This window comes from Pseudocitrobacter sp. RIT415, from assembly GCF_003057695.2.
Taxonomy (GTDB): Bacteria; Pseudomonadota; Gammaproteobacteria; order Enterobacterales; family Enterobacteriaceae; genus Pseudocitrobacter; species Pseudocitrobacter faecalis.
In genome coordinates, this window is the sequence record NZ_QBJC02000008.1 from 115,845 (window position 1) to 140,067 (window position 24,223).

General features: G+C 54.4%; 18 protein-coding genes. 5 read left to right on the forward strand and 13 right to left on the reverse strand.

The genetic code is table 11. The annotated features are described in order from the left end of the window. Window positions 1–55 precede the first annotated feature (55 nt). The 4 genes from pyrG to rlmD all read right to left on the reverse strand — a co-directional run bounded on the left by pyrG (window position 56) and on the right by rlmD (window position 6,524). Window positions 56–1,693 carry a glutamine hydrolyzing CTP synthase gene (gene pyrG / locus DBY68_RS10685; protein ID WP_108476355.1) on the reverse strand — a complete coding sequence of 546 codons (1,638 nt, stop codon included), beginning with the start codon at window positions 1,691–1,693 and terminating at the stop codon, window positions 56–58. A gap of 349 nt (window positions 1,694–2,042) precedes the next feature. Next, window positions 2,043–2,834, reverse strand: a complete 792-nt coding sequence (gene mazG / locus DBY68_RS10690) for a nucleoside triphosphate pyrophosphohydrolase (protein ID WP_108476354.1) — start codon at window positions 2,832–2,834, stop codon at window positions 2,043–2,045. Between the two features lie 106 nt (window positions 2,835–2,940). Then, window positions 2,941–5,175 carry a GTP diphosphokinase gene (relA, locus tag DBY68_RS10695; protein WP_108476353.1) on the reverse strand — a complete coding sequence of 745 codons (2,235 nt, stop codon included), beginning with the start codon at window positions 5,173–5,175 and terminating at the stop codon, window positions 2,941–2,943. 50 nt (window positions 5,176–5,225) lie between these two features. Next, entirely contained in the window at window positions 5,226–6,524 is a 1,299-nt protein-coding gene (gene rlmD, locus DBY68_RS10700) for a 23S rRNA (uracil(1939)-C(5))-methyltransferase RlmD (RefSeq protein ID WP_108476352.1), read from the reverse strand. Window positions 6,525–6,580: 56 nt separating this feature from the next. On the opposite strand from rlmD, the gene barA reads away from it, so the two are divergent. Continuing rightward, window positions 6,581–9,334 (forward strand): two-component sensor histidine kinase BarA, encoded by a 2,754-nt coding sequence (gene barA, locus DBY68_RS10705; protein WP_108476351.1) that lies wholly within the window; start codon window positions 6,581–6,583, stop codon window positions 9,332–9,334. Window positions 9,335–9,463: 129 nt separating this feature from the next. Here barA and DBY68_RS10710 read toward each other — a convergent pair whose 3' ends face one another. The 8 genes from DBY68_RS10710 to syd form a co-directional block, all read right to left on the reverse strand. After that, a complete protein-coding gene (locus tag DBY68_RS10710; protein ID WP_108476350.1) occupies window positions 9,464–10,603 on the reverse strand; it encodes a glycerate kinase in 1,140 nt (379 codons plus the stop codon). An 84-nt stretch (window positions 10,604–10,687) separates the two neighbouring features. Further along, on the reverse strand, window positions 10,688–12,028 hold the full coding sequence (gudD, locus tag DBY68_RS10715) for a glucarate dehydratase (protein ID WP_108476349.1): 1,341 nt from the start codon (window positions 12,026–12,028) through the stop codon (window positions 10,688–10,690). Then, window positions 12,029–13,384: an enolase C-terminal domain-like protein gene (locus tag DBY68_RS10720; protein WP_108476348.1), complete on the reverse strand. Its 1,356-nt coding sequence runs from the start codon at window positions 13,382–13,384 to the stop codon at window positions 12,029–12,031. It abuts the gene before it with no gap. Continuing rightward, window positions 13,381–14,739, reverse strand: a complete 1,359-nt coding sequence (gene gudP / locus DBY68_RS10725) for a galactarate/glucarate/glycerate transporter GudP (protein WP_108476347.1) — start codon at window positions 14,737–14,739, stop codon at window positions 13,381–13,383. The genes DBY68_RS10720 and gudP overlap by 4 nt, the downstream gene beginning before the upstream one ends. A 479-nt stretch (window positions 14,740–15,218) precedes the next feature. Next, window positions 15,219–15,662, reverse strand: coding sequence for a flavodoxin (locus DBY68_RS10730; protein ID WP_108476346.1), 444 nt, complete (start codon window positions 15,660–15,662; stop codon window positions 15,219–15,221). A gap of 21 nt (window positions 15,663–15,683) precedes the next feature. After that, a complete protein-coding gene (truC, locus tag DBY68_RS10735; protein ID WP_108476345.1) occupies window positions 15,684–16,460 on the reverse strand; it encodes a tRNA pseudouridine(65) synthase TruC in 777 nt (258 codons plus the stop codon). After that, window positions 16,460–16,789, reverse strand: a complete 330-nt coding sequence (locus tag DBY68_RS10740; RefSeq protein WP_108476344.1) for a YqcC family protein — start codon at window positions 16,787–16,789, stop codon at window positions 16,460–16,462. The genes truC and DBY68_RS10740 overlap by 1 nt, the downstream gene beginning before the upstream one ends. A 681-nt stretch (window positions 16,790–17,470) precedes the next feature. Continuing rightward, the gene (gene syd / locus DBY68_RS10750; RefSeq protein WP_108476343.1) at window positions 17,471–18,016 is read right to left on the reverse strand and encodes a SecY-interacting protein; all 546 of its coding nucleotides are present in this window, start codon (window positions 18,014–18,016) and stop codon (window positions 17,471–17,473) included. Window positions 18,017–18,084: 68 nt separating this feature from the next. Here syd and queF point away from each other — a divergent pair, with 68 nt between their 5' ends. Further along, the gene (queF, locus tag DBY68_RS10755; RefSeq protein ID WP_108476342.1) at window positions 18,085–18,930 is read left to right on the forward strand and encodes an NADPH-dependent 7-cyano-7-deazaguanine reductase QueF; all 846 of its coding nucleotides are present in this window, start codon (window positions 18,085–18,087) and stop codon (window positions 18,928–18,930) included. Here queF and DBY68_RS22765 read toward each other — a convergent pair. Continuing rightward, window positions 18,920–19,240, reverse strand: coding sequence for a hypothetical protein (locus DBY68_RS22765; RefSeq protein ID WP_146745455.1), 321 nt, complete (start codon window positions 19,238–19,240; stop codon window positions 18,920–18,922). The two genes, queF and DBY68_RS22765, sit on opposite strands and share 11 nt — an antisense overlap. Window positions 19,241–19,472: 232 nt before the next feature. Between DBY68_RS22765 and ppnN the strand changes: the two genes are divergently transcribed. The 3 genes from ppnN (at window position 19,473) to DBY68_RS10775 (ending at window position 24,116) form a co-directional block, all read left to right on the forward strand. Further along, on the forward strand, window positions 19,473–20,837 hold the full coding sequence (ppnN, locus tag DBY68_RS10765; protein ID WP_108476340.1) for a nucleotide 5'-monophosphate nucleosidase PpnN: 1,365 nt from the start codon (window positions 19,473–19,475) through the stop codon (window positions 20,835–20,837). A gap of 563 nt (window positions 20,838–21,400) precedes the next feature. Next, complete coding sequence (locus DBY68_RS10770; protein WP_108476339.1) at window positions 21,401–22,690, forward strand: HAAAP family serine/threonine permease; 1,290 nt, start codon at window positions 21,401–21,403, stop codon at window positions 22,688–22,690. 58 nt (window positions 22,691–22,748) lie between these two features. Further along, window positions 22,749–24,116: an L-serine ammonia-lyase gene (locus tag DBY68_RS10775; protein WP_108476338.1), complete on the forward strand. Its 1,368-nt coding sequence runs from the start codon at window positions 22,749–22,751 to the stop codon at window positions 24,114–24,116. The last annotated feature ends 107 nt before the right edge of the window (window positions 24,117–24,223 follow it).

Consider the following 24,223-nt stretch of genomic DNA (forward strand, 5'->3'; position numbering starts at 1 on the left):
AAAACTCCAGACAAACAACGCCCCTCATGGGGCGTTGCCGTTCTAACTTTTTTACTTACTTCGCCTGACGTTTCTGGTACTCGCTGGCGGCTTTTACAAAGCCTGCAAACAGCGGATGCCCATCACGCGGTGTAGAAGTAAACTCCGGATGGAACTGACAAGCAACGAACCACGGGTGATTCGGAACTTCGATGATCTCGACCAACTGATCATCCCCGGAACGGCCCGCAACGCGCAGACCTGCAGCTTCAATCTGTTTCAACAGCATATTGTTGACTTCGTAGCGGTGACGATGACGCTCAACGATGGTTGGCGCATTGTACAGCTGACGAACCAGGCTATCGTCGGAGAGCTGGCACTGCTGTGCGCCCAGGCGCATGGTGCCGCCGAGATCGCTCTTCTCGCTACGCACTTCAACATTGCCTTCTTCATCACGCCACTCGGTAATGAGCGCCACAACCGGGTACTTACAGTCTGGCACAAATTCCGTAGAGTTGGCGTTATCCATACCCGCCACGTTACGTGCAAACTCAATCAACGCAACCTGCATACCCAGGCAAATACCCAGATACGGAATATTGTTTTCACGCGCATAGCGTGCGGTAGCAATTTTACCTTCGACGCCACGGTAGCCGAAACCACCAGGAATCAGGATAGCATCTAAATCTTTCAGGATTTCGACGCCGCGTGTTTCAACATCCTGCGAATCAATCAGCTTGATGTTAACGCTCACGCGATTTTTCAGGCCACCGTGTTTCAGCGCTTCGATAACGGATTTGTAGGCATCCGGCAGTTCAATGTACTTGCCGACCATACCAATCGTTACTTCACCTGCCGGATTGGCTTCTTCATAGATAACCTGTTCCCATTCAGACAAGTTAGCTTCCGGACAGTTCAAGCTGAATCGTTTACAAATATAATCATCCAATCCCTGAGATTTCAACAGGCCCGGAATTTTATAAATGGAATCGACATCTTTCATCGAAATAACGGCTTTTTCTGGCACGTTACAGAACAATGCAATTTTTGCGCGTTCGTTAGCCGGAATCGCGCGATCGGAGCGGCAAACCAGGATGTCAGGCTGAATACCAATGGAAAGCAGTTCTTTTACAGAGTGCTGCGTCGGTTTGGTTTTCACTTCACCCGCGGCGGCCATGTATGGCACCAGGGTCAGGTGCATGAACAGCGCATGTTCACGACCAATATCAACCGCCAACTGACGAATCGCTTCAAGGAACGGCAGGGATTCGATATCACCAACCGTGCCGCCGATTTCGACCAGCACCACGTCGTGGCCTTCGCCGCCAGCCAGTACGCGTTCTTTGATAGCGTTAGTGATGTGCGGGATAACCTGTACGGTCGCGCCCAGATAGTCGCCACGGCGCTCTTTGCGCAGGACATCGGAGTAAATGCGGCCGGTCGTGAAGTTATTGCGGCGAGTCATTTTAGTGCGGATGAAACGCTCGTAGTGACCCAGGTCCAGGTCGGTTTCAGCGCCGTCTTCAGTAACGAACACTTCCCCGTGTTGGATCGGGCTCATGGTGCCTGGATCGACGTTGATGTACGGATCCAATTTCATCATGGTTACGTTGAGGCCACGGGCTTCAAGAATGGCTGCCAGGGAGGCTGCGGCAATGCCTTTACCCAGAGAGGATACGACCCCGCCGGTCACAAAAATATAGTTCGTTGTCATGCTGAACCTGAGAAGTTAGGGTGAAACGATGGAATAACCAGGACGGGAAAACAGTATACCCGAACATGACGAGCGCCACAAACTTTCATTCTCCCTCCCCTGTGTTCTTCAGGCCGCGTTAATGTTGGTTTTCTCCGGGTTTAACAGGGTATTACACTGCTATTCACCCGAGGAATTACTCCGTTATCACCTTGATGTCTCACGAATAAGTGCTGAAAGCATCTCAGCACGGAGTCTCAACAGAGATAAGGAGTGAGAAAATAGCCGCTTTTGGCTAAATGTTTTTGACGCAAATCAAGCGCTTGTCATTTAAAAAATCACACAAATTGCGCTTGATCGCGAAATTTCCTTAGAGATCATGTTCCTGTCGTTTTACTTCCTGCCATACCTCTTCCATGGTGTTCAGGTCTACTCCCGTCATTTCCAGGCCTCTGGCGGCGACGATTCGTTCAACTTCACGAAAACGGCGTTCAAATTTAAGATTGGCCTTTTGTAGCGCGGTTTCGGCTTTTACGCCTAAATGACGTGAAAGATTGACCGTGGCGAACAATAAATCCCCCACCTCCTCTTCCAGTTTGGCTTCATCAATAACCGCCTGCTTCGCTTCGTGCATCACCTCGTCGATTTCTTCATGCACTTTATCGAGCACCGGGCCAAGCGTGTCCCAGTCAAAGCCAACCGCCGAGCAGCGTTTTTGAATTTTGTGCGCGCGCATTAACGCCGGGAAACTGTGCGGAATATCATCCAGCGCGGAGGTCTGCGCTTTTTCAGCACGCTCTGCGGTTTTGATTTGCTCCCAGCGCGCCAGCACTTCGCTGCTGTTGTCTGCGGTCGCCTCACCAAAAATATGCGGGTGCCGGCGCTCTAACTTGTCGCTAATGGCCGCACAGATATCCTCGAAATTAAAACGCCCCTCTTCCTGCGCCATCTGGGCGTAAAACACCACCTGGAACAACAAGTCGCCGAGTTCGCCGCGCAGATCGTCAAAATCTTCACGGGCGATGGCATCGAGCACTTCGTAAGTTTCTTCCAGGGTGTAAGGCGCGATGGTATTGAAGGTTTGTTCTTTGTCCCACGGGCAGCCAGTTTCCGGGTCGCGCAGGCGCTGCATGATGGTGAGAAGACGGGTGATTTGGTTCATGAAACATCCTGGTAAAATCGAAAACAGGTAGGCCGGATAAGGCGAAGCTGCATCCGGCACTATTGTAACGCCGGATACGGCTTCGCCTTATCCGGCCTACGGGAAATTAACCGCCGTGCAGACGACGCGCGTCTATCACATCCGGTACCTGATTCAGTTTACCGAGCACGCGGCCCAGCACCTGAAGGTTGTAAATTTCAATGGTCATGTCGATGGTCGCCATTTGCTGCCGGGTATCGCTGCGGCTGGCAACGCCGAGGACATTAACCTTTTCGTTGGCAAGAATGGTGGTGATATCGCGCAATAGGCCGCTACGATCGTTAGCGGTGACGCGCACGACCAACGAGTAACCTGCCGAGTAGCTTTCGCCCCACACGGCATCCACCAGACGTTCTGGCGCATGCGCGCGCAGTTCGACCAGTTGCTCGCAATCCGCACGGTGAACGGAAATACCACGCCCCTGGGTAATAAAGCCGACAATCTCATCGCCCGGAATGGGCTGGCAGCAGCGGGCAATGTGATGCATGAGGTTACCCACACCTTCTACCACCACACGACCATTGTCCTTGCTACGGTTTTGCGGAGCGTAGGTTTTCTGCTGCAGCTGCTTAAGCGCCGCCGCATCTTCTTCTGCCGCGCTCGGCTTATTGAACTGCGCCTGCAGGAAGTTAACCATTTGGTTGAGACGGATGTCGCCGCCGCCAATCGCCGCTAACAGCTCTTCCACATCGTTGAAGTTGTAACGCGGCAGCAGATGTTTTTCCGCTTCTTTCAGGCTGATACCCAAATGCTCCAGCTCGTCGTCGAGAATTTGACGCCCGGCCAGCACATTTTTATCGCGATCCTGTTTACGGAACCAGGCGTGAATTTTTGAGCGCCCGCGGCTGGTTGTAACGTAGCCCAGGTTCGGGTTCAGCCAGTCACGGCTCGGGTTCGGCTGCTTCTGGGTGATGATTTCAATCTGATCGCCCATCTGCAACTGATAGGTGAACGGGACGATGCGCCCGCCAATTTTCGCGCCAATGCAGCGGTGGCCCACATCACTATGGATGTGGTAGGCGAAATCAAGCGGCGTCGAGCCCGCCGGTAAATCGACTACGTCGCCCTTCGGCGTAAACACGTAGACACGATCGTCAAAGACCTGGCTGCGTACTTCGTCGAGCATTTCGCCGGAATCAGCCATCTCTTCCTGCCACGCAATCAGCTTACGCAGCCAGGCGATACGGTCTTCATGGCCGCTACGCGGGCCCGCCGCAGCCGTGCCCTCTTTGTATTTCCAGTGCGCGGCGACGCCCAGCTCAGCGTCTTCATGCATCTGTTTAGTACGGATCTGGATCTCAATCGTTTTGCCGCCCGGCCCCAACACGACGGTGTGGATGGATTGATAGCCATTCGGTTTCGGGTTGGCGACATAATCGTCAAATTCATCCGGCAGGTGGCGATAGTGAGTGTGCACTATCCCCAATGCAGCATAGCAATCCTGCAAACGCTCAGCGACGATTCGCACGGCGCGCACATCAAACAGCTCATCGAACGCGAGCTGTTTTTTCTGCATTTTGCGCCAGATGCTGTAGATGTGTTTCGGTCGCCCATACACTTCCGCCTTCACACCTTCGGTTTTCATCTCCGCACGCAGGTGCTCAACGAATTCAGAAATGTAATGTTCGCGGTCGATACGTCGTTCGTGCAGGAGTTTGGCAATGCGCTTGTACTCCGCCGGGTGCAGATAGCGGAAGCAGTAGTCTTCCAGCTCCCACTTCAACTGGCCAATACCGAGTCGGTTCGCCAGCGGCGCATAGATGTTGGTACACTCTTTCGCCGCCAGGACGCGTTCATCTTCCGGCGCGTCTTTCACTTCACGCAGATGCGCGATGCGCTCTGCCAGCTTGATAACCACGCAGCGGAAGTCGTCGACCATCGCGAGCAGCATACGGCGTACGTTATCAACCTGTTCGGAGGAGACGGAATCCGTGTGAGTGGCTTTTAACTGACGAATAGCCGCCATATCGCGCACGCCGTGAATTAGCGTGACGACCGATTTTCCGGCGCTTTCGGTCAGCACCTCTTCAGAGACAACGTTAGCATCCACCAACGGGAACAGCAAGGCGGCGCGCAGGGTGTCGTTATCCATACTGAGCATCGACAGAATCTCAACCATTTCAACACCGCGCCAGAGCAGCAGCTCGGCGTCGGGGTGATTTTGGGTGTGCTGTCGACAATAATCCCAGGTCTCGGCTAAGCGCTCACACGACTGCTGGCTGGAAATTCCCAGACTTGAGATCCATTTTTGTGAGTCAAACTCACCAGCTTTATTTAGATGTGCACTTCTTACCGCAACCATTGTCCTCTCCTTAAGGGACCGGGCCTGTCGAAGTCGACAAGCCACAATTATTACTTACGCTCAAACAACACCATTGATTCCAGATGCCCAGTGTGCGGGAACATGTCAAGCATTGCCATACGCTGAATTTGGTAACCCGCACGTAATAGCGCTTCACTGTCGCGCGCAAGCGTAGCGGGGTTACAGGACACATAGACCATCCGCGTTGGCGCTAATTTTATAATATGTTGCATCACACCCGGCGCGCCGGCGCGGGCAGGATCGAGTAAAATTTTGTCAAAACCATGTTTCGCCCAGCTCTGACGCGTCACGTCCTCTTCCAGATTCTCATGGAAAAATGTGACATTCTGTAAATTATTCAGCGCTGCATTTTCCTGGCCTTTCGCCACCAGCGCCGGTACGCCTTCTACGCCAATGACGCTGGCGGCGCGTTTCGCCAGCGGCAGCGTGAAATTCCCCATACCGCAGAACAGATCGAGTACCCGGTCCTGTTTCTGTACATCAAGCCATGCAAGCGCGGTGGCAACCATTTTTTGGTTTACGCCATCGTTCACCTGAATGAAGTCGCGCGGGCTGAACGTTAAGCGTAGTCCGTCTGAGGAATACCAGGGCGTTTCACCACTTACACGTTCAAGTATCTCGCTTTCAGGAGCGAGATACAGGGAAAGACCTGAAGAATGCGAAAAGCGTTCCAGTTTTTCTCTGTCCTGCGCACTCAGCGGCGCGGTATGGCGAAGCACCAGCAAAGGGCCGTTGTCAGCGATCACTAACTCAACATGCCCGAGGCTGCGTTTGCCTTGCAGCGTATTCAGGCATTCGCGCAACGGCACCAGCAATGCTTCAAGAGTGGGCACCAAAACAGGGCACTGCACCACATCGACGATATCGCTGGCGTTGGCCTTACGAAAACCCATCTGCAACTGCTGCGTTTTAGGCTGATAGTTCAGGCTCAGGCGCGCGCGACGGCGGTAGCCCCAGGGCTGGGCCGCAATCACTTCTTCGACTTCACGCTTCATCAGGCGAGCCAGTGCGGCCTGTTTGCTGCGCTGCTGTAGTGCAATTGAGGCATGTTGCTGCTGGCACCCACCGCAAACGCCAAAATGCGGGCAACGCGGCTTTTCACGCGCCGGACTGTCGCTTAAGCGCCGTTTTACCTGCCCGCGGGCATACTGTTTTTTATCTTCCGTCAGGGTAATTTCCGCGCTTTCGTCAGGAAGTAATCCATTGATAAATAGCGTCTTACCATTGTGACGCGCAACACCCTGACCAAAGGGATCGAGGTCGCTGACTGTCACAGTTATGATCTGGCGCGTCGTCACGCGCCGTTTTGCAGAGTAGAATTGCGCCATCGTAGAGATTTTTCTCAATCAAACATATTACCCTGATTCTCCCACAACGGACCTTCATGACCAACTACAGCCTGCGTGCGCGCATGATGATTTTGATCCTGGCCCCGACCGTACTCATCGGTTTGCTGCTCAGCATCTTCTTTGTCGTTCACCGCTATAACGACCTGCAGCGTCAACTCGAAGACGCTGGCGCCAGCATTATCGAACCGCTTGCCGTTTCCAGCGAATATGGAATGAATTTGCAAAACCGCGAATCCATTGGCCAGCTCATCAGCGTATTGCATCGCCGTCATTCGGATATCGTGCGGGCAATTTCGGTGTATGACGAACATAACAAACTGTTCGTGACCTCGAACTATCAGCTCGACCCGACTGAACTACGCTTGCCCAACGGGCAGCCGTTCCCCCGGCGGTTGAGCGTCGTGCGCCACGGCGACATCATGATTTTACGCACGCCGATTATCTCAGAACATTATTCACCGGACGAATCCCCGCAATCCGAGGCAAAAACCCCAGTCAATATGTTGGGCTACGTCGCGCTGGAGCTGGATCTCCGCTCCGTGCGGCTTCAGCAGTACAAAGAGATTTTCATCTCCAGCGTGATGATGCTGTTCTGTATCGGTATAGCGCTGATCTTCGGCTGGCGTTTGATGCGCGACGTAACCGGGCCGATTCGCAACATGGTGAACACGGTTGACCGCATCCGCCGGGGGCAACTCGATAGCCGCGTGGAAGGCTTTATGCTGGGCGAGCTGGATATGCTGAAAAATGGCATTAACTCGATGGCGATGTCGCTTGCGGCCTATCATGAGGAGATGCAGCACAACGTCGACCAGGCCACCTCAGACCTGCGTGAGACGCTGGAGCAGATGGAGATTCAAAACGTTGAGCTGGATCTCGCCAAAAAGCGCGCCCAGGAAGCGGCGCGCATTAAGTCTGAGTTTCTTGCCAACATGTCGCACGAATTGCGTACCCCGCTCAACGGCGTCATCGGCTTTACCCGTCTGACGCTGAAAAGCGAGCTGAATCCCACTCAGCGTGACCACCTGAATACCATTGAGCGTTCGGCGAATAACCTGCTGGCGATCATCAACGATGTGCTCGACTTCTCGAAACTGGAAGCCGGTAAACTGATTCTGGAAAGCATTCCGTTCCCGCTGCGTAACTCGCTGGATGAAGTGGTGACACTGCTTGCCCACTCCGCTCATGATAAAGGGCTGGAGCTGACCCTCAATATCAAAAACGATGTGCCGGATAACGTGATTGGCGACCCGCTACGCTTACAGCAGGTGATCACCAACCTGGTCGGCAACGCGATTAAATTTACCGAGCACGGCAACATTGACGTGCTGGTTGAGAAACGCGCGCTTAGCAACAACAAAGTGCAAATCGAAGTGCAAATTCGCGACACGGGAATTGGCATTCCAGAGCGCGATCAGTCGCGGCTGTTCCAGGCATTCCGTCAGGCCGACGCCAGTATTTCTCGCCGCCACGGCGGCACCGGGCTGGGATTAGTGATCACCCAGAAACTGGTGAAAGAGATGGGCGGAGATATCTCCTTCCACAGCCAACCCAATCGTGGTTCAACCTTCTGGTTCAATATTAATCTGGATCTGAATCCGAATGTGATCTCCGACGGGCCCTCCACACAGTGCCTGAAAGGCAAACGCCTGGCGTATGTGGAAGCCAATGCCGCGGCGGCCCAGGCCACGCTGGATATGCTGGCTTCAACGCCGCTGGAAGTCATTTACAGCCAGACCTTCTCTGCGCTTCCCGTTGAGCATTACGATATGATGCTGGCGGCGATTCCGGTGTCGGTTCGCGATCTTGCGCACCATCGAGAGAAACTCGCCCAGGCGCGCGCCATGACCGATTATCTTCTGCTGGCGTTGCCGTGCCACGCGCAGGTGGATGCCGAAGCATTGAAAAAAGAGGGGGCGGCGGCCTGTCTGCTCAAACCGCTCACCTCCACGCGTCTGCTGCCCGCGCTTACGGATTTCTGTCACCTTACCGAGCCGGCGCTCATCCCGCAGGACAACGATTCGCGTCTCGCCATGACGGTGATGGCGGTGGACGATAACCCGGCGAATCTTAAGCTTATCGGTGCCCTGCTCAGCGATCAGGTACAGCACGTTGAGCTGTGTGAAAGCGGCAAGCAGGCCATTGAACGCGCGCGGGAAATGCAGTTTGACCTGATCCTGATGGATATTCAGATGCCGGATATCGACGGCATTCGCGCCTGTGAATTGATTCGCCAGTTGCCGCATCAACAGCAAACGCCAGTGATTGCGGTAACTGCGCACGCGATGGCCGGACAGAAAGAAAAGCTGCTGAGCGCGGGCATGAACGATTATCTGGCAAAACCGATTGAAGAGGATAAGCTGCATAATCTTCTGCTGCGGTATAAACCGGGGCTATCTGCGGCGGCACTGCCGACGGTGTCTGAACCCATAGAACCTGCTATCGATCTCAATACCACGCTCGACTGGCAGTTGGCACTGCGTCAGGCCGCGTATAAACCAGATCTTGCACGCGAGATGCTGCAAATGCTGGTCGCGTTCCTGCCAGAGGTGCGTAACAAGGTAGAGGAGCAACTGGTGGGTGAAGAACCGGAAAATCTGGTGGATGCCATTCATAAACTTCACGGTAGTTGTGGCTACAGCGGCGTGCCGCGCCTGAAGCACTTATGTCATCTGATTGAAGGGCAACTGCGCAACGGTACGCCGGCGGAAGATCTGGAGCCGGAGTTCCTGGAATTGCTGGATGAGATGGATAACGTGACGCGCGAAACGAAGAAGATGTTGGGGTGAGTGCTTGCTATCGCCCCCTCACACTCGCCCTCTCCCTTAAGGGAGAGGGGACAGACCGTGCTAATATCGTAGAATTGTGCGGGTTTTCTCCCTCTCCCTGTGGGAGAGGGCCGGAGTGAGGGGAAAAAACTACAACCTTTCTCCCATCCTCAACACCGCCGCGATATTCCGCGCCGCCATAAACAGATTATCTTCGGCATCCCGCAAGGCTTCTTCCAGCGTACAGATACGATACAGCACGCTAAACACCGCATCTAACCCATGCTCATGCACGACGCCGACATCCGGCGTCAGACTACCGCCAATCGCGATGACCGGTACGTTATAGCGCTTTGCCACGCGTGCCACACCTACCGGTACTTTGCCGTGAATGGTCTGGCTATCGATACGCCCTTCCCCGGTAATCACGAGGTCAGCGTCAGCCACCAGCTTGTCGAGATGCAGCGCGTCGGTGACAATTTCGATGCCAGGGCGAAGCTCTGCGCCGCAGAAGGCGTACAGCGCCGCCCCCATACCGCCCGCCGCACCGCCGCCTTCCAGGGTCAGCACGTCAATATCCAGACAACGTTTCACGCACTGCGCGTAATGTTCAAGCGCCGTATCAAGGCGGGTAATCATCTCGGGCGTAGCGCCTTTTTGCGGGCCAAACACAGCGGAAGCGCCTTCTTCGCCCGTCAATGGGTTGGTGACGTCACAGGCGACTTCAATACGGCACTCAGCCAGCCGTGCATCCAGTTCGCTGATATCAATACGTTCCAGCGTCTCCAGCCCTGCGCCGCCCGGGGCAATGGCCTGGTTATCCGCGGTCAGCAACTTGACGCCCAGCGCCTGGGCCATGCCTGCGCCGCCGTCATTGGTCGCGCTGCCGCCGAGGCCAATAATAATATGCTTTACGCCCGCATCTAAGGCGTGGCGAATCAGTTCCCCGGTTCCCCAGGACGTTGTGGTAAGCGGGCAGCGTTTGTCCGTCGGAACAAGCTCCAGCCCGCTTGCCGCCGCCATTTCAATAAAAGCGCTCTGCTCATCGCCAGACAAGCCGTAAAAACCCTGCACCGTGTCGCCCAGCGGGCCGGTAACCTCTACTTCGACGACGCGCCCCTGAGTAGCGGCAACCATCGCTTCGACGGTGCCTTCACCGCCATCCGCAACGGGAAGTTGATGATAATCCGCGTCGGGGTAAACTTCGCGAAAACCCCGCTCGATGGCTCCCGCCACCTCCAGCGCGCTCAGGCTTTCCTTGTATGAATCCGGGGCAATTACAATCTTCATTGGCTGTCCTTATGCGTCGGGAGTGCCATGATCTTACATCTGAATCAGAAAAAATGCCGACCCCGGCAGGGATCGGCATTTTGATTAACGCACCATGCAAGGGCGCTTATTATCGAACGTCCAGTTCGGGATGAGATACTGCATGCCCATCGCGTCATCGCGTGCGCCCAGCCCGTGTTTCTTATACAGCTCGTTGGCCTGCATTACGCGATCCATATCGAGTTCCACGCCCAGGCCTGGCGTAGTCGGCACCTGCACCATCCCGCCCTTGATTTCAAACGGTTGTTTGGTGAGGCGCTGATTCCCTTCCTGCCAGATCCAGTGAGTGTCAATCGCAGTCACATTCCCCGGCGCGGCAGCGGCCACGTGGGTGAACATCGCCAGCGAAACGTCAAAGTGATTGTTGGAGTGCGAGCCCCAGGTCAGGCCGAATTCATGACACATCTGCGCCACGCGCACCGAGCCCTGCATCGTCCAGAAGTGCGGGTCCGCCAGCGGAATATCGACAGATTGCAGCGAAAGCGTGTGGCCCATCTGACGCCAGTCGGTGGCGATCATATTGGTCGCAGTCGGCAGGCCGGTGGCACGACGGAATTCCGCCATCACCTCACGTCCGGAGAAGCCCTGCTCCGCACCACACGGATCTTCCGCATACGCCAGCACGCCCTTCAAATATTTGCCGATTTTAATCGCTTCGTTGAGCGACCAGGCGCCGTTCGGATCGAGCGTGACGCGCGCCTGTGGGAAGCGTTTCGCCAGCGCCACTATCGACTCGGCCTCTTCTTCCCCGGCCAGCACGCCGCCCTTCAGTTTAAAGTCATTAAAACCATATTTTTCATACGCCGCTTCTGCCAGGCGCACGACCGCATCCGGGGTCATCGCTTCGTCGTGGCGCAGGCGATACCAGTCGCACTTTTCATCCGGCTGGCTCTGATACGGTAGTGGTGTTGCTTTGCGGTTGCCGACGAAGAACAGGTAGCCGAGCATTTCCACTTCGCTACGTTGCTGACCATCGCCCAGCAGGGAAGCCACGTTTACGCCCAGATGCTGACCGAGCAGGTCGAGCATCGCGGACTCAATACCGGTGACCACATGAATGGTGGTACGCAGGTCGAAGGTTTGCAGCCCACGGCCGCCGGAATCACGACCGGCAAAGGTATTACGCACCTGCGTCAGGACGTTCTTGTATTCGCCCAGCGTTTTACCGACTACCAGCGGGATCGCATCTTCAAGCGTGGTGCGGATCTTCTCGCCTCCAGGGATTTCCCCCACGCCCGTATGCCCGGAATTGTCTTTAATCACCACAATATTGCGGGTAAAGAACGGCGCGTGCGCCCCGCTCAGGTTCATCAGCATACTGTCGTGGCCCGCAACCGGGATGACCTGCATGGAAGTAACAACTGGCGTTGAATGTTGAGACATGATTCAGTCCTTTTTTAATGAGTTGCGGCCGAAAACGGGACGTTTGCGGTCGAATGTCCAGCCGGGGATCAGATACTGCATCGGGCCAGCGTCATTGCGCGCGCCGCCCGGCAGTCTTTTGCAGGCGTCATGCGCCTTTTGTACCTGATCCCAGTCCAGCTCTACGCCCAGCCCGGGCGCATCGGGAACGGCAATTTTGCCGTCGATAATCTGGAGCGGATTTTTGGTCAGGCGCGCATCGCCCTCCTGCCAGATCCAGTGGGTATCAATCGCCGTCGGGTTACCGGGTGCTGCCGCGCCCACATGGGTAAACATCGCCAGCGTGATGTCGAAATGGTTGTTGGAGTGACAACCCCAGGTCAGCCCCCAGTCGTCGCACAGTTGCGCGACACGCACTGCGCCGGAGAGCGTCCAGAAGTGCGGGTCTGCCAGCGGAATGTCTACTGCGTTGAGCATCACCGCATGGCCCATTTCGCGCCAGTTGGTGGCAATCATATTGGTCGCAACCGGTAGGCCAGTTGCGCGGCGGAATTCCGCCATCACTTCGCGCCCGGAAAAGCCCTGCTCGGCGCCACACGGATCTTCCGCGTAGGTCAGGACATCATTGAGACCTTTGCACAGTGAGATGGCTTCATCAAGCAACCAGGCACCGTTGGGGTCGACGGTGATACGCGCATCCGGAAAGCGTTTTTTCAGCGCCTTCACCGATTCAATTTCCTGTTCCCCCGGCAGCACGCCGCCCTTCAGTTTGAAATCTTTAAAGCCATAGCGATCCTGCGAGGCTTCCGCCAAACGCACCACCGCATCGCTGGAGAGCGCTTCCTGGTGACGCAGATGATACCAGTCATGATTGCCGGGCGTGCTTTCCAGATACGGCAAATCCGTTTTGCGACGGTCACCGACGTAGAAGAGATAGCCCAGTACCGTCACCGCATCACGCTGCTTACCTGGGCCCAGCAGTTCACAAACCGGGACATTGAGCGCCTTGCCAAGCAGGTCGAGCAGTGCCGCTTCCAGCGCCGCCACCGCGTTAACCCGCAGCTCAAACGTCCACGCGCCTTTGCCGAAGGTGTCAAAATCTGCCGCCTGGTTGCCTTTATGCACCTGCTGAACCACTTTGTTCAGCCGCGCAATCTCCTGTCCCAATACCATCGGAATGGCATCCACCAGCGTCTGATAAATCACCTCACCGCCCGGCGCTTCCCCTACGCCAGTATTCCCGGCGTTATCGGTCAGCACCACGATATTACGGGTGAAATAGGCATTATGCGCGCCGCCAATATTGAGCAGCATACTGTCATGCCCGGCGACGGGAATGACTTTCATATCGGTGATGATCGGGCTGGATTGCGTTGTCATGATGCTTGCCCCGCAACAGGTTTCAGTTCGATACGTTTAATGTCGCCGACCAGCACGAGATAACTCAACACGGCCACCAGCGCATGCACTCCAACATAAATCAGCGCACCGTTAAACGAGCCCGTGGTACCCACGATATAGCCAATTGCGATTGGCGTGACGATACCGGAAATGTTGCCGAACATATTGAACAAACCGCCGGAGAGACCGCTTATCTCTTTCGGTGCGGTATCGGCCATCACCGCCCACCCCAGCGCGCCAATCCCTTTACCGAAGAAGGCCAGCGCCATAAAGCCGATGATCATCCACTCAACGTTCACGTAGTTACAGAACACCATCACCATCGACATCAGCATACCGAGCACGATCGGGGTTTTGCGGGCGATATTCAGCGAGCCTGTGCGACGCATCAGCCAGTCGGAGATAATGCCACCCAGCACGCCGCCCGCGAAGCCGCAAATCGCCGGGACAGAGGCCACGAATCCCGCTTTCAGAATCGACATGCCGCGCGCCTGCACCAGATAAACCGGGAACCAGGTAATAAAGAAATACGTCAGGGCGTTGATGCAGTACTGGCCGATATAAACGCCAATCATCATACGTGAGCCCAGCAACTGCTTGATTTGCCCCCACTTAACGCTTAACGGTACTTTCGCCTTTGCGCCCTTTTGATCCATATTGATCAGCGCGCCGCCTTCCGCGATGTATTCAAGCTCTTTTTTGTTCACACCCGGATGTTGATTGGGTTCGTGGATCACTTTCAGCCAGATAAAGCTGATGACGATCCCCAATCCGCCCATGAAAAAGAAGACGTGCGACCAACCCACCTCATGAGTCAACCAGCCCATGATCGGCGCGAAAATAACCGTGGCGAAGTACTGTGCGGAGTTAAAAATCGCTACTGCCGTCCCCCTCTCCTGTGCCGGGAACCATGCCGCGACGATTCGACTGTTACCGGGGAAGGAAGGCGCTTCCGCAAGACCGACCAGGAAACGCAGGGTAAACAGCGCGACGATGATACCAAACCCGCTGAAGATATCGACGAAGCCCTGCAAAAGGGTAAACATCGACCAGATGAAGATTGACCAGAAGTAGACGCGTTTCGAACCGAAGCGGTCAAGCAGCCAGCCGCCCGGTATTTGACCGATAACATAGGCCCATGAGAATGCGGAGAAAACGTAACCCATCCCCACCGCATCGAGGCCAATATCTTTCGCCATCTCCGAGCCGGCGATAGACAAGGTGGCGCGGTCGCCGTAGTTGAAGGACGTGACGATGAACAACATCACCACTATCCAGTAACGAGCATTGGTGCGCTTTTCCGCCCCGCTCGCAGCCTGACTTAATGAACTCATTGTTGTACTCCTGAATTATAGCTTTCGGCTACATTCACTCTGAACAGCACAACCTGTAGGGTAATCAGAATGACGTATTTGTGTTTTTATCGCAGCGTATCGTTATGTCTTGCTGACTGCGGTTTATAACTGGCTCAGGAAGTATAAAAAGAGGTCACCTGTGGCTCACCGTGCATCTTCACAGCATTCACGCGGTAAATAAAAGAGATTTATGGCTTCTGCACAACGCGCTGGAAGATACCTCACGGAAATGAAAACTGTTTGCGGGAAGCGTGTGTAATAAGCATCGGGAAATACAGAATGTGAAACGGCTCTCTTGACGCAGTGAAAACGCCCTGCGCTAAGACTTTATTAATTAGGCAAATATTGGCATTCGCCTGAAGCAGATGGGGAAAATGAGGAATAAAATAGTGAAAGCTGCTGGTGCAGCGAACTGGCGATTTAAGGGAGCGCCCTCTGCGTAGGGAGAGGGCGACACCTTACTTAAGCAATGTTGCCCACTGCTCAACCCACGGGTTCGACACGCCTTCTGGTTCTGGGTCTTCGCTGGCATCGATCATCAGCATTTCGCCAATGCGTTGCGCGCCCTGTTCCTGTAGCAGTGCATCAAACGTTTTCCCGCCGCCGCAGAAATTAGCGTAGGTGCTGTCACCCAGCGCAATAATGCCGTAGCGCAGATGTGGCTGATACATATCTTTGAGATCGTTAAACAGCGGCATGATGCTGTCTGGCAAATCGCCCTGTCCGGTTGTGGAGGTCACCACCAGCACATATTTGCCGACGTACTCTTCCCATTCGCTGACCTGCGGGTCTTCAAACACTTTGGCGGTATGGCCCTGATTGCCCAGGATCGCCTGCGCTTCTTCAGCGACTAACAGCGAATTGCCATACATGGTGCCAACAAAAATCCCTACTTCAGCCATGATTTAACTCCCTGTTTACTTTCAGATGATCTCATCCTGACCGCTGTTGGCAACAAACTCAACCCTTTCGTTATCGGGGAGAAGCCCGCGCCAGCCAAAGTGTGACAAGGCCTGCATCCAGGTATCGTCAAGCCCGGCGCGCAGCGTAAGCGGTTCGCCGGTAAACGGATGCGTCAGCGAAAGGGAACTGGCGTGCAGCATCAGGCGCTGGCAGCCAAAATGTTCCGCCGCGCTGCGGTTCTGACGCAAATCACCGTGTTTACTGTCACCGATAATGGGATGACGCAAATGCGCCAGATGGCGGCGCAACTGGTGTTTACGTCCGGTTTTCGGTTCCAGCTCAACCAGCCCGTAACGGGTCGTTGGGTAGCGCCCGGTAGCGACCGGCATTTCGACTGTCGCCAGTCCGCGATAATGTGTGACCGCAGGCTGCGGATCTTTGTTCTCTTTCGCGAATTTATCGGCGATTTTGTCGAGTTCTTCCACCAGCGGGTAATCAAGCACCGTGTCGTCCATTAGCCAGCCACGTACGATAGCGTGATAGCGTTTCTGCATTTGATGCTGCTCAAACTGCTGAGACAACAAACGCCCCGCCTCGCTGGATAGCCCCATCAGCAGAACGCCGGAGGTCGGGCGATCGAGGCGGTGGACAGTAAACACGTGCTGACCAATCTGGTCGCGCACCGTTTGCATCACCACCACTTTTTCGTCGCGATCGAGCCAGCTGCGGTGAACCAGCCAGCCAGAAGGTTTATTGACGGCCACCAGCCACTCATCCTGATAAATAATTTCCAGCATCAGTGAGCATCATCGGCAAAGAAGGCGTCCAGCTTTTGCAGCTCGATCAGGATGATATCGCGCTGCGGATGCTGAGCATCCAGCGCCATTTCATAATACGGCGCGATGGCAAAACTTTGCGGCAGCGGTTGGCCGTTATCCAGCAGTTGATGCATGCGCGGAATCAATACCCACTGCAACCACTCCAGCGGCTCCAGCGTGTCCATGCAAAAGGGTTGGTCGCTGGTAAATTTGCTTTCATGCGGCGCTTCGTCCTGCCAGTGTTGATGCAGGCGCAGCATCGCTTCAATGGCTTGCAGTTGTTCGCGCAGGTTATCGTGAAGTGTCATGGGTACCTCGATGGAAACGAAATCGCGTGCAGGATACACCAGCCGGACGCAAAACAAAAAAAGGGAGCACTGTATAAACAGTGCTCCCGGTTCGTTTCGCAGCATTCCAGCTACTTTTCGTGCTCCCTGCTCGTCCGTGACAACTTTTCCTGCGGCCTTGCGGCCTGTTCATCCGTAAACTGTTGCGTCCTGCTCACACCACCCCGATGCGAATCTACCCAATCCCTGAGTATGTCCTGAACTTCTTGCTCCACCAGGCATCCTGTCTGGCTCTCATTCTCCATCCTGGAGGTGTCCTTTAACGCGTCCTGCGTTATCCTTTTGCCTCGTCCTGAAGCCTATCCTTGTTACACCATCCTGGCGTATCCACTTACCTCATCCTGAGGCCTATCCCTGAAGCACCGTCCTGGTGTGTCCTGTTTGAAGTGTCATCATCCTGATGTTCACTTCACTGTGCGACTCCTTGTCGACGGACATAGAATCGCTTATTCCGCCCCGTCTTACAAGGGCTCTTCAGGCAATCCTGTAAGGAGATTTTCATATGAAAGAGCCTAAGAAAAATCTTAATAAGCTGATTTATAAGGAAAACATAATAATGCTTCAGTCGCTGTCCTACTTACAGCCTGGCGATCTCCTACAAGGCTTGTAAGAGATCTCTCACAAGCTCTCGGGCAAAGTGGATTACAAATCGGGGTCTAGTTGAGTGAGGAAGCTCTCAAGAGAGGGGGCGAGAGTCTGGCGCTTACGGGTGCCTAGCGTCTCTTTAACCACTTCGCCGGTCAGATTACAGACGGAAATCACGTCCAGTTCACTGTCGAGCGTGGCAATGAAAAGCGTTGGTGATAGCTTCAGGCGTTTCTGAGTGACTAAGTGACCAATCAGATTCTCCTGCACGCGGCGAAAATCGTCCGGGCTCCATACCTGTAGCAGCGTCAGTCGTTGTCCGGCAAAACGGGCTTCCATGTCGCCAGCATACTGAGTGGTATAATAAGTATGAAGCGGTGGTTGTACCACAATGTCCAATGCACGTTCAACGGCATTTACATTCTGCTCACCGCTAAAGGGCAATGGTTGCCAAAAAACCGCGTCGTCGGTGGTACTGACGATGCAGGGAGACGCTACGCCAAACAGCTCTTCGCTGCGCGGCCAGCAGTGATTCTGCTGCTGCCAGGCGTCGCAATAACGTTGGGTAAAGGCTTTAAGCGCTTCTGCGGTCTGAAGGTCCACCGATTTCTCTCTTCTGGTTAGTCAGGTTACACTTGGCGCATAGTCTACCTGCTTTATAACGGTGAAACATGTCTTCTTATGATAATCATCAGGCGCTGACGGGCCTGACGCTCGGTAAATCAACGGATTACCGCGACACTTACGATGCCGGATTATTACAGGGCGTTCCGCGTAGCCTGAATCGTGATCCGCTGGGCCTGCGTGCCGATGCGTTGCCATTCCACGGCGCCGATAGCTGGACGTTGTATGAGCTCTCCTGGCTTAACGCCAAAGGGTTACCGCAGGTGGCCGTCGGTCACGTCGAGTTGCGCCACACCACCGTCAATCTGGTTGAGTCCAAAAGCTTTAAGCTGTACCTGAACAGTTTTAACCAGACGCGTTTTGGATCATGGGACGATGTTCGGCAAACACTGGAGCGCGATCTCAGCGCCTGCGCACAGGGTGACGTCACCGTTTCGCTTTATCGTCTGGATGAAATTGAAGGGCAGCCTATCGCCCACTTCCACGGCACCTGCATTGATAATCAGGATATCGAGATTGATAACTATCAGTTCAATGCCGATTACCTGCTGAACTCAACCGGCAGCAAAAAAGTGGAAGAGACGCTGGTTAGTCATCTGCTGAAATCCAACTGCCTGATTACCCACCAGCCAGACTGGGGCTCCGTGCAGATCCAGTATCGCGGGCCGCAGATTGACCGCGAAAAACTGCTGCGTTATCTGGTGTCGTTCCGTCACCATAACGAGTTCCACGAACAGTGCGTCGAGCGTATTTTCAGCGATATTCTGCGCTTCTGTCAGCCGGAAAGCCTGAGCGTTTATGCACGCTATACCCGTCGCGGCGGGTTGGATATCAACCCATGGCGTTCGAATACGGACTTTGTGCCAGCTATTGGGCGACTGGTCAGGCAGTAAGTTCCCCCCTCACCCTAACCCTCTCCCACGGGGAGAGGGGACCGATTGTGCACCTTGTTACATTCAGCGCGGTTTTCTCCCTCTCCCTGTGGGAAGGAGGAGTGATTGTGCACATTGTTACGTTCAGCGCGGTTTTCTCCCTCTCCCTGTGGGAAGGAGGACTGATTGTGCACATTGTTACGTTCAGCGTAGTTTTCTCCCTCTCCCTGTGGGAAGGAGGAGTGATTGTGCACATTGTTACGTTCAGCGCGGTTTTCTCCCTCTCACTGTGGGAAGGAGGAGTGATTGTGCACATTGTTACGTTCAGCATAGTTTTCTCCCTCTTCCTGTGGGAAGGAGGAGTGATTGTGCACATTGTTACGTTCAGCGCAGTTTTCTCCCTCTCCCTGTGGGAGAGGGCCGGGGTGAGGGGAAGCCCCTCACAAACCTAAATAATTTCTCAATTTGCAATCATTCTCCCACACAGGATGGTTGTAGTATTCCTACAGGCAAGGCTATTGTAATCAGCAGGGAAGACGATTCTCGTCCCGTAAGGAGCTCACTTGATTACACATATTAGCCCGCTTGGCTCAATGGATATGTTGTCGCAGCTGGAAGTCGACATGCTTAAACGCACGGCCAGCAGCGACCTGTACCATCTGTTTCGTAACTGCTCGCTGGCGGTACTGAATTCAGGCAGCCTGACCGATAACAGTAAAGAATTGCTGTCACGTTTTGAGAATTTCGATATTAACGTGCTGCGCCGCGAGCGCGGCGTGAAGCTGGAACTCATCAACCCGCCAGAAGAGGCGTTTGTTGATGGCCATATTATTCGCTCGCTGCAGGCCAACCTGTTTGCCGTTCTGCGCGATATCCTGTTCGTTTATGGCCAAATCCACAACACCGTACGCTTCCCGAATCTTGATCTGGAAAGCTCTACGCATATTACTAACCTGGTCTTCAGCATTCTGCGCAACGCCCGTGCGCTACACGTCGGCGAAGCGCCAAGTATGGTCGTTTGCTGGGGCGGTCACTCGATTAACGAAAACGAGTACCTCTACGCGCGCCGCGTGGGGAATCAGCTTGGCCTGCGCGAACTGAATATCTGCACCGGCTGCGGCCCTGGTGCAATGGAAGCGCCCATGAAAGGTGCGGCGGTTGGTCACGCGCAGCAGCGTTACAAAGAAGGCCGTTTTATTGGCATGACTGAACCGTCAATCATCGCCGCTGAGCCACCTAACCCGCTGGTTAACGAACTGATTATCATGCCGGATATCGAAAAACGTCTCGAAGCGTTTGTTCGGATCGCGCACGGCATCATAATCTTCCCCGGCGGCGTCGGTACAGCGGAAGAGCTGCTGTATCTCCTTGGTATTCTGATGAACCCGGCGAACAAAAATCAGGTGCTACCGCTCATCCTTACCGGGCCGAAAGAGAGCGCCGATTACTTCCGCGTGCTGGATGAGTTTATCGTCCATACGCTGGGTGAAAGCGCGCGTCGTCACTACAAAATCATCATCGACGACGCCGCGGAAGTGGCCCGTCAGATGAAGAAAGCGATGCCGCTGGTGAAAGAAAACCGCCGTGATACGGGTGATGCTTATAGCTTTAACTGGTCGATTAAAATCGCGCCAGATCTGCAGATGCCGTTCGAACCGACCCACGAAAACATGGCGAACCTGAAACTTTATCCGGACCAGCCGGTTGAAGTCCTCGCCGCTGACCTGCGCCGCGCCTTCTCGGGTATCGTCGCCGGTAATGTGAAGGAAGTAGGTATTCGGGCTATCGAAGAGTTTGGGCCTTACAAAATCCACGGCGACAAAGCGATGATGCGCCGCATGGATGATCTGTTGCAGGGCTTTGTCGCCCAGCACCGTATGAAGCTGCCAGGCTCCGCTTATATCCCTTGCTACGAAATCATGGCCTGATAAAGCCTGCCACCATGTCGCCCGCCTGCCGGGCGACTTATCCCTTCCTGGCCGTTGAATCTATTAGCATAAAACCCCACCCCGTTACGTTTATCCCCTCACTTCATCTAATGGCGTTGAACTAAAAATGACAACAATTCCTTATTGTTAATCACTCAATCCCGGGCGTTTGCCTGAAGACCAAAGCGTGAATTATTAACAACAAAGAGAAATAAACCGTCTAAAACGCTATTTTTAATACTTTTATTAGTGCAATCCGCGTATTTACACTCCTGCCTATTTACCAACCATACTGCTAATGCTAGCTTTCGCGCCCATAAATTTCCGCCTAAATAACAATCACAGGCAGATGAACTGCAAACACAGCGAAGAGGAGTGAATTATTACATTTGGGATCATGATCACTGATAGATTCATCAGTTAAATGTATCTTTCCGCCCCGTCGTAGTGATGGGTGGAAAATCATAAAAAAACCGTCACTGAAAAGATTTCATATTACTGTCGGTCTTAATTCCATTGGATTTAACTAAAAACCGGCAATTTTAGTCCTCCAGGAGATACAGATGGAAAGCACTCAAACCAGCACCATCGCGTCAACACAATCCGCTAGCGGATGGCGCAAAACAGATACCATGTGGATGCTGGGTCTGTACGGTACAGCAATCGGCGCGGGCGTTCTGTTCCTGCCGATCAACGCAGGCGTCGGCGGTATGATCCCGCTGATTATCATGGCCATTCTTGCCTTCCCAATGACCTTCTTCGCACACCGCGGTCTGACCCGCTTCGTGCTGTCCGGTAAAAATCCGGGTGAAGACATCACGGAAGTGGTTGAAGAACACTTCGGCGTGGGCGCAGGTAAACTGATTACCCTGCTCTACTTCTTCGCTATCTATCCGATTCTGTTGGTATACAGCGTAGCCATCACCAACACCGTAGAAAGCTTCATGACGCACCAGCTGCAGATGACTGCTCCGCCGCGTGCGATTCTGTCGCTGATTCTGATCGTCGGTATGATGACCATCGTGCGCTTCGGCGAGCAGATGATTGTTAAAGCGATGAGTATTCTGGTGTTCCCGTTCGTAGCAGCCCTGATGCTACTTGCTCTGTACCTCATCCCACAGTGGAACGGCGCGGCGCTGGAAACCCTGTCCCTGAGCTCTGCGACCTCTACCGGTAACGGTCTGTGGATGACACTGTGGCTGGCTATCCCGGTTATGGTCTTCTCCTTCAACCACTCACCGATCATCTCCTCTTTCGCCGTCGCGAAACGTGAAGAGTACGGTCAGGGTGCTGAGAAGAAGTGTTCTAAAATCCTGGCTTGCGCGCACATCATGATGGTGCTGACCGTAATGTTCTTCGTCTTCAGCTGCGTACTGAGCCTGACTCCGGCAGACCTGGCGGCGGCGAAAGCACAGAACATCTCGATTCTGTCTTACCTGGCGAACCACTTTAACGTCTCCTTCATCGAATGGATGGCGCCAATCATCGCGATTATCGCTATCACGAAATCGTTCCTGGGCCACTACCTGGGCGCACGTGAAGGCTTCAACGGGATGGTGATTAAGTCTCTGCGTGGCAAAGGCAAATCCATCGAAATCAACAAACTGAACAAAATCACTGCGCTGTTCATGCTGGTTACCACCTGGATTGTGGCAACCCTGAACCCAAGCATCCTGGGTATGATTGAAACCCTGGGCGGCCCGGTTATCGCGATGATTCTGTTCCTGATGCCGATGTATGCAATTCAGAAAGTACCGGCGATGCGTAAATACAGCGGCCACATCAGCAACGTATTCGTTGTGGTTATGGGTCTGATTGCTATCTCCGCTATCTTCTACTCTCTGTTCAGCTAATCCCCCGCGCCGCCTTCGGGCGGCGCGTCTCTTCTTCTCCTACAGCAATGGACGCATCATGATCAGCGTATTCGATATTTTCAAAATCGGCATTGGTCCCTCCAGCTCTCATACTGTCGGGCCAATGAAAGCAGGCAAACAATTCACGGACGACTTGATTGCGCGTGGGATCCTGACCGACATCACCCGCGTCGTCGTCGATGTTTACGGCTCACTCTCCCTCACCGGGAAGGGCCACCATACCGATATCGCCATCATCATGGGCCTGGCGGGTAACCTGCCGGACACCGTCGATATCGACAGCATTCCTGGTTTTATTCAGGACGTGAATACCCACGGTCGTTTACTGCTGGCAAACGGCCAGCATGAAGTGGAGTTCCCGGTTGATAAGTGCATGAATTTCCATGCCGACAACCTCTCTTTGCATGAAAACGGCATGCGCATCACCGCACTGGTGGACGAAAAAGCGGTTTACAGCAAAACCTATTATTCCATCGGCGGTGGCTTTATCGTCGATGAAGAGCACTTCGGCCTGCAGGCTGAAGCGCCTGTCGCCGTACCTTATCCGTATAGCAGCGCGGCAGATTTACAGCGTCATTGCCAGGAAACGGGGCTCTCCCTCTCAGGCCTGATGATGCAAAACGAACTGGCGTTACACAGCAAAGAAGAGCTGGAAAAGCACTTTGCTGACGTCTGGGCGGTGATGAAAGGCGGCATAGAACATGGCACCACCACCGAAGGCGTCCTGCCGGGTAAACTGCGCGTACCGCGCCGTGCCTCCGCGCTGCGCCGCATGCTGGTTAGCCAGGATAAAATCAGCAGTGACCCGATGGCGGTCGTTGACTGGATCAACATGTTCGCGCTGGCGGTCAATGAAGAAAACGCCGCTGGCGGACGCGTGGTCACCGCGCCAACGAACGGCGCCTGCGGGATTGTTCCGGCAGTGCTGGCGTACTACGACAAATTTATCCGTGAAGTGAACGCCAACTCGCTGGCGCGCTATCTGCTGGTAGCCAGCGCCATCGGCTCGCTTTACAAAATGAATGCCTCAATTTCCGGCGCGGAAGTGGGCTGTCAGGGCGAAGTCGGCGTGGCCTGTTCTATGGCCGCCGCAGGTCTGGCAGAACTATTGGGCGGCAGCCCGGCGCAGGTGTGCATCGCCGCGGAAATCGGCATGGAGCACAACCTCGGTTTAACCTGCGACCCGGTTGCGGGTCAGGTTCAGGTGCCGTGCATCGAGCGTAACGCGATCGCCTCTGTGAAAGCGGTCAACGCAGCCCGTATGGCGCTGCGTCGAACCAGCCAGCCGCGCGTATGCCTCGATAAGGTTATCGAGACGATGTATGAAACAGGCAAAGACATGAACGCCAAGTATCGCGAAACCTCTCGCGGCGGCCTGGCAATGAAAGTGGTTGCCTGCGATTAATCCCCCCAACTGCCCGGTGGCACGCTGCGCCGGGCAGTTTTTTTGCGAGCCTCCTTCCTGATTTTTTATCCCGCGTAGCCTCCCCCTGATGCAAATGTTACCCTAGC

Bases quoted from the DNA above. Each gene is read 5' to 3' on its own strand.
- pyrG (WP_108476355.1), bottom strand. From the start codon at position 1,693: ATGACAACGAACTATATTTTTGTGACCGGCGGGGTCGTATCCTCTCTG.
- mazG (WP_108476354.1), bottom strand. From the start codon at position 2,834: ATGAACCAAATCACCCGTCTTCTCACCATCATGCAGCGCCTGCGCGAC.
- relA (WP_108476353.1), bottom strand. From the start codon at position 5,175: ATGGTTGCGGTAAGAAGTGCACATCTAAATAAAGCTGGTGAGTTTGAC.
- rlmD (WP_108476352.1), bottom strand. From the start codon at position 6,524: ATGGCGCAATTCTACTCTGCAAAACGGCGCGTGACGACGCGCCAGATC.
- barA (WP_108476351.1), top strand. From the start codon at position 6,581: ATGACCAACTACAGCCTGCGTGCGCGCATGATGATTTTGATCCTGGCC.
- DBY68_RS10710 (WP_108476350.1), bottom strand. From the start codon at position 10,603: ATGAAGATTGTAATTGCCCCGGATTCATACAAGGAAAGCCTGAGCGCG.
- DBY68_RS10720 (WP_108476348.1), bottom strand. From the start codon at position 13,384: ATGACAACGCAATCCAGCCCGATCATCACCGATATGAAAGTCATTCCC.
- gudP (WP_108476347.1), bottom strand. From the start codon at position 14,739: ATGAGTTCATTAAGTCAGGCTGCGAGCGGGGCGGAAAAGCGCACCAAT.
- DBY68_RS10730 (WP_108476346.1), bottom strand. From the start codon at position 15,662: ATGGCTGAAGTAGGGATTTTTGTTGGCACCATGTATGGCAATTCGCTG.
- truC (WP_108476345.1), bottom strand. From the start codon at position 16,460: ATGCTGGAAATTATTTATCAGGATGAGTGGCTGGTGGCCGTCAATAAA.
- DBY68_RS10740 (WP_108476344.1), bottom strand. From the start codon at position 16,789: ATGACACTTCACGATAACCTGCGCGAACAACTGCAAGCCATTGAAGCG.
- queF (WP_108476342.1), top strand. From the start codon at position 18,085: ATGTCTTCTTATGATAATCATCAGGCGCTGACGGGCCTGACGCTCGGT.
- DBY68_RS22765 (WP_146745455.1), bottom strand. From the start codon at position 19,240: ATGCTGAACGTAACAATGTGCACAATCACTCCTCCTTCCCACAGTGAG.
- DBY68_RS10770 (WP_108476339.1), top strand. From the start codon at position 21,401: ATGGAAAGCACTCAAACCAGCACCATCGCGTCAACACAATCCGCTAGC.
- DBY68_RS10775 (WP_108476338.1), top strand. From the start codon at position 22,749: ATGATCAGCGTATTCGATATTTTCAAAATCGGCATTGGTCCCTCCAGC.